This is a genomic window from Roseobacter ponti (assembly GCF_012932215.1).
Lineage (GTDB): Bacteria > Pseudomonadota > Alphaproteobacteria > Rhodobacterales > Rhodobacteraceae > Roseobacter > Roseobacter ponti.
Genome location: NZ_CP048788.1, coordinates 1,470,991 through 1,482,963 on the forward strand (window position 1 = coordinate 1,470,991; position 11,973 = coordinate 1,482,963).

An 11,973-nucleotide genomic window follows, 5' to 3' on the forward strand; every position below is an offset into this window, starting at 1 on the left:
TCCGAGTATGGCGGGAATGCACCGAGTGAACGAAACCGCAGACATATCCAGACCCGTATCCGGGATGGTTAAATGGTTCGATCCGGTCAAAGGGTTCGGGTTTGTCGTCGCGGACGCGGGCGGCCCGGATATTCTGCTGCATGTGAACGTGCTGCGCAACTTCGGGCAAAGCTCGGTTGCGGATGGCGCCCGGGTGGAACTGGAAATCCAGCAGACAGACCGCGGTGTTCAGGCAACACAGGTGCTGGCCCTGCAACCGCCGGAGACGAGCGATGCGGTCGGGCTTTCGGATATTGCAGCACTTGATCCGTCCGTCGTGGCCGCCGCGCCGCTTGAGCCTGCAAGGGTGAAATGGTTCGACAAGGGCAAAGGCTTCGGCTTTGCCAATGTCTTTGGACGGCGCGATGACATCTTTCTGCACATGGAGGTTCTGCGCCGTTCCGGGCTGTCGGATCTTGCACCGGGCGAGGCGCTGGCGCTGCGTGTGATCGAAGGCAAGCGCGGCCATATGGCGGCCGAGGTTTTTGCCTGGGAAGCCGCACTGGACCGCGACGACTGATGCGCTTATGCGCGCTTGCGATCTTCTTATTCCTGTTCACCGCTACCGGGCTTGCGGCGCAGTGCCGTGAGGATGCTGTCATGCTCCGTGGCGACTGGGGGGAGGCGCGGTTTGCCGTCGAGATTGCTGATGATGACAGTGAGCGTGCGCAGGGCCTGATGCACCGCCCGTCGATGCCGCTTTCTGCCGGCATGCTCTTTATCTACGAGCGACCGCAGCGGCTGTCGTTCTGGATGCGCAACACGCTTATCCCGCTCGATCTGCTCTTCATCGATCCTCAGGGACAGGTGCAGCACATTCATCACCTTGCCGTTCCGCTGGATGAAACGCCGATCCCCGGCGGTGACGGTCTGACCCATGTGCTCGAGATCAATGGCGGTCTGGCCCGGCGGATGGGCATCACCGAAGGCAGTTTCGTCCGGCACCCGTCATTTGATCAGGGTAATGCTGTCTGGCCCTGTTAGGGCTTTTCAAATCAGACGCGGCGGTCTAAGGAAGCGGCAGTCGGAGCGTGGCGCAGCCTGGTAGCGCACCTGTTTTGGGTACAGGGGGTCGGAGGTTCGAATCCTCTCGCTCCGACCACTTACAAAAATCTCTGAGTGAGTAACGCGGTGCCCCGGGGGGGGCCTGCCGGATTTCCTGCGTCGTCAGAGTGACGCCGCGGGCCGGTCAGGGATCGCGACTCACCGCGGCCGGTCGCCGTATTCCGGAACTTTTATGGCCTGAGGGCTGCCACAACATATTGTGGCTTTGCCTGGACCTTTACGCCAGCCTCGCCATATCTGGTGAGTTGCTTTTCCGCCAGAAGCTTTCCGCGACACAAATATGTAACACTGCGTGAGTAGTGTTAACGGGTGCGCGAATTTTTTTGCGCGACTGCTCTGCCGCGCCGTTCCGGACGGGGGCCCCCTGTGGATTACGCCGGGCGCCGCCTGAGGTCTTTTCCGTAAGCCATCCTATGTATTCAGGAAATCGGCCCGAGTCGGAAACGAGAGCCGACCTGCTTTCCGGCGAACGCTGCCGCAGCGTCACTGATCTGAATCAGGCTATTACGGTGGCTGCTGAAAACAATACCTGCGTCAAGCCTGATTGTTTCGGAAAAAGTACAAAAAATCCGTTGACCGGATAGGGCAATATACGTCAGTTTGTGGAGGCCGACGATCTCGCCACAACATGTAGTGGTTAAACACTCAGGGCGGATCGGCGGGACAGGGGCAACAGACGATCATCAATATCGATCTGATACCGGGAACGGTGGCGCGGGGAACGTGGCCACCGGTGCGGTACATTTTGTCCGGTCCTTTCGGCGGAGGCTGGGATGGCGCCGCAATGACGGTGTGGTTCTGAAGATGAAAAGCTGGATATGAGGCAGCGAAAATGAAAATTGAACGCAGATTTACCAAAGCCGGGCAGGACGCCTACGCCGAGCTGGATTTTATCACCACCGCATCCGAAATCCGCAATCCCGACGGCACCATCGTGTTCCGCCTTGATGACGTGGAAGTGCCGGGCACGTGGAGCCAGGTCGCCAGCGATGTCATCGCGCAGAAGTATTTCCGCAAAGCCGGCGTGCCGACCGCGACACGCAGGGTAAAAGAAAAGGGCGTGCCTGAGTTCCTGTGGCGCTCGGTGCCGGCTGAGGGCGCTTCCATGGGCGGCGAAACATCTTCCAAGCAGGTCTTTGACCGGCTCGCCGGCGCCTGGGCTTACTGGGGCTGGAAGGGTGGCTATTTCACCACCGAAGAAGACGCGCAGGCCTATTACGACGAGATGCGCCACATGCTCGCCAGCCAGCGTGCCGCGCCCAACAGCCCGCAGTGGTTCAACACCGGCCTGCACTGGGCTTACGGCATCGACGGTCCGGCACAGGGTCACCACTATGTCGATTACAAATCCGGCAAGCTCACAAAATCCAAATCCTCCTACGAGCACCCGCAGCCGCATGCCTGCTTTATTCAGTCGGTCTCGGACGATCTGGTAAATGACGGCGGCATCATGGATCTCTGGGTCCGCGAAGCGCGCCTCTTTAAGTACGGCTCCGGCACCGGCACCAACTTCTCAAGCCTGCGCGGCGAGGGCGAAAAGCTCTCGGGCGGCGGCAAATCCTCCGGCCTCATGGGCTTTCTGAAAATCGGTGACCGCGCGGCGGGCGCCATCAAATCAGGCGGCACAACCCGCCGCGCCGCCAAGATGGTCATCGTCGATGCCGATCACCCGGACATCGAGGATTTCATCAACTGGAAAGTCATCGAAGAGCAGAAAGTGGCCTCCATCGTCGCCGGCTCCAAGATGCACGAGCAGAAACTCAACGCGCTCTTTGAGGCGATCCGCACATGGGACGGTGCCGAGGCCGGCGCCTATGACCCCGCGAAGAACGACGCCCTGAAACAGGCCGTGCGCGACGCCAAAAAGGTCTCGATCCCCGAGACATATGTGAAACGCGTGCTGGATTACGCAAAGCAGGGCCACACCTCGATTGAGTTCCCGACCTACGACACCGACTGGGACTCCGAGGCCTATAATTCCGTCTCCGGCCAGAATTCCAACAACTCGATCCGCGTGACCAACGCCTTCCTCACCGCCGTCGAAAAGGACGCCGACTGGGAACTCATAAGCCGCGTTGACGGCTCGGTCACCAGAACCGTCAAAGCCCGCGATCTCTGGGAGCAGGTCGGCCACGCCGCCTGGGCCTGCGCCGATCCCGGCATCCAGTATCACGACACCGTCAACGACTGGCACACCTGCCCGGCAGACGGCGCGATCCGCGGCTCCAACCCCTGCTCGGAATACATGTTCCTCGACGACACGGCCTGTAACCTCGCGTCGATGAACCTGCTGACCTTCCTGCAGGACGGCACCTTCCAGGTCGAAGACTACATGCACGCCACGCGTCTGTGGACCGTGACGCTGGAGGTCTCCGTGCTGATGGCGCAGTTCCCCTCAAAGGAAATCGCACAGCGGTCTTATGACTTCCGCACGCTGGGTCTGGGCTATGCAAACATCGGCGGTCTGCTGATGAACATGGGCTACTCCTATGACAGCGACGAGGGCCGCGCCCTCTGCGGCGCGCTCACTGCGATCCTTACAGGCGTCTCCTATGCCACTTCCGCCGAGATGGCCGGCGAGCTTGGCCCTTTCCCGGGCTATGCGAAAAACGCCGACCACATGCTGCGGGTCATCCGCAACCACCGCACCGCCGCCCATGGCAAAGCGGGTGGTTACGAGGACCTCGCCGTCAAACCGGTGCCGCTCGACTATAAGAACTGCCCCGACGAGACGCTGATCGACGTCGCCCGCGGGTCCTGGGATCTGGCGCTGGAGCTGGGCGAGAAACACGGCTACCGCAACGCGCAGGTTTCCGTGATCGCGCCCACCGGCACCATCGGTCTTGTGATGGACTGCGACACCACCGGGATCGAGCCCGACTTCGCCCTGGTGAAATTCAAAAAGCTCGCCGGCGGTGGGTATTTCAAGATCATCAATCAGTCGGTTCCCGCAGCGCTTGAAAAACTTGGCTACGGCTCGGCGCAGATTGAGGAAATGGTATCCTATGCTGTCGGTCACGGCACCATCGGCAACGCGCCGGGCATCAACCACACCACGCTTGCGGGGCATGGCTTTGGTGCCAATGAACTTGCCAAGGTGGATGCGGCACTGGCCTCGGCCTTCGATATCCGGTTTGTGTTCAACCAGTGGACCCTGGGCGAGGAGTTCTGCACGCAGGTGCTGGGCATCCCTACCGAAAAGCTGAACGATCCGACCTTTGACCTGCTGCGCCACCTCGGTTTCAGCAAAAAGGACATCGATGCGGCCAATGACCACGTCTGCGGCACCATGACCCTCGAAGGCGCGCCCTTCCTCAAAGACGAGCATCTGCCGGTCTTTGACTGCGCCAACGCCTGCGGCAAGAAGGGCAAACGCTATCTCAGCGTCAACAGCCACATCCATATGATGGCCGCGGCCCAGTCCTTTATCTCCGGCGCGATCTCCAAGACGATCAACATGCCCAATGATGCCACCATCGAGGACTGTCAGCGCGCCTATGAGCTGAGCTGGTCGCTGGGTGTCAAAGCCAATGCGCTCTACCGCGACGGCTCCAAACTCAGCCAGCCTCTGGCCGCATCGCTCGTCGAGGACGACGAGGACGCACAGGAGATCCTGGAAAGCGGGTCGGTCACCGAAAAGGCCGCCGTGCTGGCCGAAAAGGTCGTCGAGAAGATCATCGTCAAAGAGATCGTCAAATCGCACCGCGAAAAGATGCCTCAGCGCCGCAAGGGTTATACGCAAAAGGCCATCGTCGGCGGGCACAAAGTGTACCTGCGCACCGGCGAGTATGAGGACGGCAACCTTGGCGAGATCTTCATCGACATGCACAAAGAGGGTGCGGGCTTCCGGGCGATGATGAACAACTTCGCCATCGCGGTCTCGGTCGGTCTGCAGTACGGCGTGCCGCTCGAAGAGTTCGTCGATGCCTTTACCTTCACCAAATTCGAGCCGGCGGGCATGGTGCAGGGCAACGAGACCATCAAAAACGCGACCTCGATCCTCGATTATGTGTTCCGCGAGCTTGCGGTTTCCTATCTCGACCGCACCGATCTGGCGCATGTGGCGCCCGAAGGAGCCAGCTTTGACACCATCGGTCGCGGCGAAGAGGAAGGCGTGCGCAACGTCTCCGAAATCTCCGAGACGGCGGCCACCAGATCGCTGGAAGTGCTGCGTCAGATCAGCTCGACGGGCTATCTGCGCAACCGCCTGCCTCAGGAACTGGTGGTCCTGCAGGGCGGGGCGGAAGTGCCGGCCACAGCCTTTGACGGGCTGGCACCTCTTGAGGCGACGACGGGCGGTGTTGCCACGATGACCACGACAACGGCGGTCGCCAGCGGCTCGGTGAGCATGGACGCGCGCACCAAAGCCAAGATGCAGGGCTATGAGGGCGAGGCCTGCGGCGAATGCGGAAACTACACGCTGGTGCGCAACGGCACCTGCATGAAGTGCAACACCTGCGGCGGCACGAGCGGGTGTAGCTGATGGGCAGAGAGAAAAAACAACTCTTTCTGCGGCAAACACGTCTCAGGCGACAGACCGAATACGATCTCGGTGGCAGCGAAGCGATAGGTTGCTTCGGCGGATTGTACATAGTGGGAGAGGAAGACGCCACCTACAGTAACTTTAGTGTTGGTGGCGGCCACTTCGGAGTTGTGGCCGATAACACAAAAAACGTGATCGTTGAGGATGCAGAAATAGACGAGTGCAAAATTCCTGTTACCGCGCACGGATCTGAAAATTTTGCACTGCTGAATGTCAAGATAAACGGTTGGAAATTAACGGATTTTACTGGTGATTTTGATTTTTTGCACGTGGTCTCTGTTGATGAAGTCTTGCACCTCGGGCAGATACTCAGTGAAGCGGATGTAAAAGACCATCTCGAAATCCTCAAAAGCAACAAGCTGTACGATTTCTTGGAAAGTAAGAAGGCGAAAAGGAGCGCTACTGCTATCGCGTTACTCTCCGCGCCGGAGCTTGTCTCCAAGTTTATTGGCCACCTGATTGCACTGGCGCAAAACACGGGTGGATGAAGAAAACGCGTCCCTGGGGGCGTGTAGGGGTCCCGGTCTCAGCCCAAGCGGGCCGGACCCCGACGAACAGGGTGGGAACGGTACTTTGTTCCTTCCCACCTTTACCGGGGTGGTTCTCAGCGTCTGCTCGCAGACGATCAACGCCACCCCGTCGCCCCGGTGAAGACCCGGAGCGACAAACAAGGGGCGGGTGCGCTCGCCCTTGACGACGTTCAGGCCGCAGGCAGAAAAATACCGAGCGGTTAACAAACTGAGCCTGAACGGCGAAACTAACGGGGTCCTTCGGGGCCCCGTTTTTTCTGCCGATGCGGGCTGAGGGGCCATTTCCGGCGGTTCCGGTGACACCCCGCGTCGTAATTGTGCGGTGCATCTTATTGCGCCGTCGGAAACCTGCGAAAATTTGCGGACGCTCCGGAAACCCGGATTTCCGATTATCTCCCGGATCCGCGACAATATCGCCTGATTACGATCATTGTTTGAACTTTCTGCGCGTCGGCGTGTTGTGCCGGTGAACGCAATGAGGCGCGGGCATCGGTCTGCGCCGTACTGAAAGGAGAAACGCATGACACAGATCAGTAATGCAAAAATCGCCATTCTCGCCACACACGGCTATGAGAAATCAGAACTTTTCGAACCTAAACGCCAGCTGGAAGAGGCCGGTGCAGAGGTCGTCATCGTATCGCCGGAGAAGGGCGAAATCACCAGCTGGGATGATCAGTCCTGGGGCCGCAGTATCAGCGTCGACATGGATATCGCGGACGCCCGCGTCGAGGATTTTGACGCTCTGGTTCTGCCAGGTGGTCAGATCAACCCCGACATTCTGCGCACCGACGAGCACAGCGTGAAGTTTGTACGTGACTTCTTCAACACCGGCAAAACGCTGGCTGCGATCTGTCACGCGCCCTGGATGCTGATTGAGGCGGATGTCGTGCGGGGCCGAAAGGTGACGTCGTGGCCCTCGGTCAGAACCGACCTCGTGAACGCCGGCGGCGACTGGGAAGACAGCGAAGTTGTGGTTGATGAGGCACTGGTCACCTCGCGCAACCCCGGTGATCTGGACGCATTCTGCGCCAAGATCATCGAAGAGGTCCGCGAAGGACGCCACGACCGCGCCGCGGCATAACGACCGCGACCAGAAATAACACTGCCCTTTGACTGTGAGGCCGGAGTTCTGCTCCGGCCTCTCTTTTTGCCCGTTGCGTCCCGGATGTGGCGGCCAGCCGATCAGGTTACAGCGCCCAGCAGATCTCGCAGGAGACCGGAGCACGCCCCGGAGCTTCGGTTTCTGCCGTCACTCTTCTCAGGCCCTTGGATTCATCGCATCACGGGGTGCAGGCCGTCCGGTGCCACATCCGTGGGTGAGCGGCGGTAATGTGCCGGACGGGGCCCGCGGTCAGTCAGATCCCGCCGAAATGCCCCTGCGCGGGATTTTGCCCGGCAACTCCTTACCGAAAGCGGCACCCGTTTTGCGCGAGCGCGCGCCGGTTTTCACGCCTCAGACGACCGGGGGATGCCGACCGCATACCGCTCTGGCATCAGAACCGGGCGGAGATGTTCCGCGGATAACCGGGAGAAAAGACCATGACCACACGTATGACTTCAGCCTTCATTCTGTCCCTCTGCATCGCCGGCGCAGCCGGTGCGGCCACCGAAGCGGACGCCAACGGCGACGGTGTGCTGACCATTGATGAGGTGCAGGCGGTGATGCCCGAGGTGACCGCCGATGACTTCAACACGATGGACCTGAATGCGGACGGTGCGCTCGACAGTGCCGAGATCGAGGCCGCGCAGCAGGCCGGTCTGATGCCTGCCTGAACCTCTTTGCTCTGCTGATCCGGGTGCGGGCCGCATGCCCTGAGCAGTCCTGCGGCGCTTTGATCAGCGGGCAGTCATCCGGCCCCTTTGCGGGGGCCGGGCGATCCTCCTGCACGTTCAGGCGGGCAGATAGATGCGGAAAGCCTCGCGCAGGCGCGCATCCAGCGCCGGATCAAACCGCGCAGCCGAGCGGTTGGCAAGGATTTCTTCTTTGCGCGCGGTGGCCCGTTCAATCAGGTCCGGTTTGCCTTTCTCATCCCATTCCTTGGGTGACGTCCGGTCGCCGAGCGCCGGATAGACGTGATCGGCTTGCATGCGCCCCAGGGTCTGGCTCGTGCCCAGATAATGCCCCGGCCCGCCGATGCAGACCTCGCGCATCTGATCAAGCGCCATGGTCTCATCGGACACCTCAATGCCCCGCACGCAGCGCAGTGCCTGGCCGATCAGGTCGTCGCCCAGAATGAGCGACTCGTGGCAGAACCCGAGCAGCGAAGCATGCATGCCCGCGGCCTCATAGACCATGTTCAGCCCCGACAGACCCGCCATGACATTCGAGCACATCTGCTCCCAGCCGGCCTGCATGTCGGGCAGTTTGGCATCGGCAATACCTGCCGCGGCCCCCCCAGGCAGATCATAGTATTTGTGCATCTGCGCGCAGCCCGCCGTCAGCAGCGCCTGTTCTCCGGACCCGCCGGTCATCGCACCGGTGCGCAGATCGAGACCAAAGGGCCAGGTGCCGAAAATCGCCGGATGGTCGGGTTTGACGGCCTGCACATACACCAGACCGGCGAGGCATTCCGCCACCGCCTGAACAATGGCGCCGGCGACGGTGGAGGGCGCTGTGGCCCCGGCCATGCCCGCCGACAAAAGCAGTACCGGCATGCCATATCTGATGCACTCCTCCATCACGAGGCAGGATTCCGTGGCGAATTTCATCGGCGGCACGACAAAGCAGTTGGAATTGCTCATGAAGGGTCGTTCGCGCCACCTGTCCTCGCCGCCTGCGATCATGTGCAGCATGTCGATGGCGGGTTTCACATGCGCAGGGTCATAAAACGATGTGCCGATGTGTTTGGTGGTGCCGCTTGTGGTGGCATAGACCGTGTTGAGATCCATTTCGCAGTTGTCGGTGATGTCCCGTGCGACCATCGGGCGCTGCAGAAAGTGGATATTGTCGAGCACATTGGTGATGCGCGCGGCGTCATGCAGATCCTGCAGCGTGCTTTCGCGATAGTTGCGGCCCAGAGCGTCCACCAGGTGCACGGCAGCCCCGGCCGTTCCGTAGTGTACCCGGTGGCCTGAGAGATCGAGGTCATGGGCAGGATCCCGGCCGCAGAGAACGATGCGGCGGTTGGCCCGTGCGATGGCGTCTTCCACGAGCGCGCGCGGAAAGCGGATGCGCCCGTCGGCCCCCTGTTCTGCCCCTGCCGCGGTCAGGTATCCGACACCCGAAGGCGGCGCATCGGCAAGGCCGATTTCCTCAAGCGCCTGCAGGGCGGCCCCGTGGATGCGGTCCATCTCCGCCGGGGTCAGCGGTTTATACGTACCCCCTTCGAGACCGGGGCGCACAGGGCGCAGGTGATCGGGCAGAGCGGTGGCGCGGGCGGCGCGCCGGGCGGACCGGCCGCCGCTGCGGGTCTGGGTTTTCTGTGTCATGGGGATGTCCTGATATCGTGAGGGGGAAGGCCAAGTCGGTCAGACCGCCAGGGGCCTTCCGCGTGCCGCGCGGCCCCGTTCCGCGCCGATGGTGCGTACAATCAGACTGATCTTGCTCCAAAGACCCTGCATCGGCTCTCCTCGTCGATATGCCCGCAGCCTGCGGCAGGCCGCCGCATCCGGTCAAGCCTGTTTGCGACGGCCGGTCGTTTTTGAACCACCGGCAAAACCGGGAAATCCGGCGGCCCGTGGCCCCGGCCCAGTTATCTCCGGGCCGCGATGCACCGCCGCCGAACCATTGCCCCGTGCGGCCTCACGACACTGTGAGCCCCTGTGCGTTGAACAAAAAACGGTGCTGCACAGTTGGAGTGGGCAGAGGGGCATAAAAGCCCCGGAAAAGTTCAGGAGCAGACAGGATGAAACGTACATATATCGCAGCCGCCCTGACGGGCATGACAGCTCTGACCGCCCCGGCCTTTGCCGGTGCCCTTGAAGAGCCCGTGGTCGAGGCGGCGCCTGCCGCCCCGGTGGTTCAGGAGACATCCTACGGGACCTGGACCGGTGCCTATGGTGGTGTGCAGCTTGGCTATGGCGATGTCAGCGGTGACGGCGCGCTTGACGGTGTGGATGGCAACGACAACCTTTATGGTGTTCACATCGGTTACAATTATGACTACGGCAACTGGGTGTCGGGTATCGAGCTTGATTACGACGATGCCGATATCGATATCGGTGGCGGTGCCGCCACGGTTGATGACGTGACCCGGCTGAAACTCAAAGCCGGCTATGACATGGGCAACTGGTTGCCCTATGCGACCGCCGGTGCTGCCCATGCGGATACCACGGCCGGCAGTGATACAGGCTCTTTCTACGGTCTGGGCGTGTCGTATCAGGCGACGGAGCGCTGGCTCGTAGGGGCCGAGGTGCTTCGCCATAATTTCAGCGATCTTGGCGGGACGTCCGGCCTTGATGCGGATGCCGATACCTTCACGGTTCGCGCATCGCTGCGCTTCTGAGCGCAGACGCATACCGGAAACCCGGCCCGGCGGCTCTGTGTCGCCGGGCTGTTTTTATGCGGCGGCAAGTGTTTCCGCATGGGCACAGAGCCTGCGCAGCGCGGTGACAAAGACGTCATCGGCCACCGTCATCGCAACCCGGATATGGCCTGAGGCGGCCTCGCCAAAGCTTTCGCCCGGCATGACGGCGATCCGGTGTGTGTCGAGCAGATCATTGGCAAAGCCTTCCCCGGAAAGCCCCGTCGCCCGCACATCCAGCATCAGATACATCGCCCCCTGGGCGGGCACCATCGCAACGGCATTCTGACCGGCCAGCACGTCATGCGCCAGTTGCCGGCGGCGGCGGAAGGGCTCTGAGATCTCCGCCTCAAACGCCTCTCCCTGGCGCAGCGCAAAGAGGCCCGCGAGCTGAATAAACCCCGGCACGCCATAGGTGATATTGGTCGCCAGACTGATCAGATCGGTGATCGCCTCTTCGGGCCCCACAAGCCAGCCACAGCGTGATCCGGTCATGGCGTGTGATTTTGACAGCGATCCGACAACCAGCGTGCGCTCTGCCATACCAGGCAGGCTGCGCGGGCTGATATGCGCACCCTCCCAGACCTGGGTGTCATAGACCTCGTCCGAGATCAGCCACAGGTCGTGATCGGTGCAGACCTGTGCGATACCCTCAAGTGTGGTCCTTGAATACACCACGCCGGTAGGGTTGTTGGGGCTGTTGATCAGCAGCGATTTTGCCCCGGGAGCTCTGGCGGCGATGGCCTCTGCGCGGGGCTGAAACGCATCCGCGGCACGGGCCCCGATGCTCACCGGCGTCGCACCGGCGGCGCGCACCGTATAGGGATAGGTGGCATAAAACGGGTCGATGATAAGCCCGGTGTCGCCGGCATCGAGCGCTGCGATATGCGCCGAATAAAGCGCGGACTGTCCGCCCGGCGTGATCAGCACATTGGCGGATGTGGTCGGCACGCCGGTGCGCGCGCTCACGCGGGCGGCCACCGCTTCGCGCAGCGCCTCAATACCCGGCACCGCGGCATACCCGGTGTTTCCGGCAAGGGCCGTGTCATACATTTCGCGCAGGACCGGGGCGGCGGTGCCGATGTCATGCTCGCCGATGGTCAGTTCGGTCACGTCCTCGCCTGCGGCTATCATCTTCCGGGCTTTGAGAAAAACGTCCCACCCGTCTGATCCGCCACCGTTGATGCCGCGCAGGCGCTGTGAAAGCTGCATGTCATGTCTCCGCTGGAATGCCCGCGCAGGGGCGCAGAGGCAGTATGATTCGTCAATTGTTCTTGACCGCTGCGGGGGTGCCGGGCTAGTCAGTCTCCATGACCGCCACTGCACTCATTTG

General features: G+C 61.5%; 9 protein-coding genes and 1 tRNA gene. 8 read left to right on the forward strand and 2 right to left on the reverse strand.

Going from position 1 to position 11,973, the window contains the following annotated elements:
• Positions 1-64: 64 nt before the first annotated feature.
• The 7 genes from G3256_RS07105 (at position 65) to G3256_RS07135 (ending at position 7,950) form a co-directional block, all read left to right on the forward strand.
• Positions 65-559 carry a cold-shock protein gene (locus G3256_RS07105; RefSeq protein WP_169642364.1) on the forward strand — a complete coding sequence of 165 codons (495 nt, stop codon included), beginning with the start codon at positions 65-67 and terminating at the stop codon, positions 557-559.
• Positions 559-1,023, forward strand: a complete 465-nt coding sequence (locus G3256_RS07110) for a DUF192 domain-containing protein (protein WP_169640154.1) — start codon at positions 559-561, stop codon at positions 1,021-1,023. Before G3256_RS07105 ends, G3256_RS07110 begins: the two co-directional genes overlap by 1 nt.
• A 41-nt stretch (positions 1,024-1,064) precedes the next feature.
• Positions 1,065-1,141, forward strand: a tRNA-Pro gene (locus G3256_RS07115).
• 795 nt (positions 1,142-1,936) lie between these two features.
• The gene (locus G3256_RS07120) at positions 1,937-5,587 is read left to right on the forward strand and encodes a vitamin B12-dependent ribonucleotide reductase (protein WP_169640155.1); all 3,651 of its coding nucleotides are present in this window, start codon (positions 1,937-1,939) and stop codon (positions 5,585-5,587) included.
• Positions 5,587-6,135 carry a hypothetical protein gene (locus G3256_RS07125; RefSeq protein WP_169640156.1) on the forward strand — a complete coding sequence of 183 codons (549 nt, stop codon included), beginning with the start codon at positions 5,587-5,589 and terminating at the stop codon, positions 6,133-6,135. The genes G3256_RS07120 and G3256_RS07125 overlap by 1 nt, the downstream gene beginning before the upstream one ends.
• A gap of 562 nt (positions 6,136-6,697) precedes the next feature.
• Positions 6,698-7,258 (forward strand): type 1 glutamine amidotransferase domain-containing protein, encoded by a 561-nt coding sequence (locus G3256_RS07130; RefSeq protein WP_169640157.1) that lies wholly within the window; start codon positions 6,698-6,700, stop codon positions 7,256-7,258.
• Positions 7,259-7,716: 458 nt separating this feature from the next.
• Positions 7,717-7,950, forward strand: coding sequence for an EF-hand domain-containing protein (locus G3256_RS07135; RefSeq protein ID WP_169640158.1), 234 nt, complete (start codon positions 7,717-7,719; stop codon positions 7,948-7,950).
• 117 nt (positions 7,951-8,067) lie between these two features.
• Here G3256_RS07135 and G3256_RS07140 read toward each other — a convergent pair whose 3' ends face one another.
• Positions 8,068-9,606 carry a trimethylamine methyltransferase family protein gene (locus G3256_RS07140; protein WP_169640159.1) on the reverse strand — a complete coding sequence of 513 codons (1,539 nt, stop codon included), beginning with the start codon at positions 9,604-9,606 and terminating at the stop codon, positions 8,068-8,070.
• Between the two features lie 416 nt (positions 9,607-10,022).
• On the opposite strand from G3256_RS07140, the gene G3256_RS07145 reads away from it, so the two are divergent.
• Entirely contained in the window at positions 10,023-10,622 is a 600-nt protein-coding gene (locus G3256_RS07145) for an outer membrane protein (protein WP_169640160.1), read from the forward strand.
• Positions 10,623-10,676: 54 nt separating this feature from the next.
• Here the strand turns inward: G3256_RS07145 and G3256_RS07150 are convergent, their stop codons facing one another.
• A complete protein-coding gene (locus tag G3256_RS07150) occupies positions 10,677-11,852 on the reverse strand; it encodes a pyridoxal phosphate-dependent aminotransferase (RefSeq protein WP_169640161.1) in 1,176 nt (391 codons plus the stop codon).
• Positions 11,853-11,973: the final 121 nt, after the last annotated feature.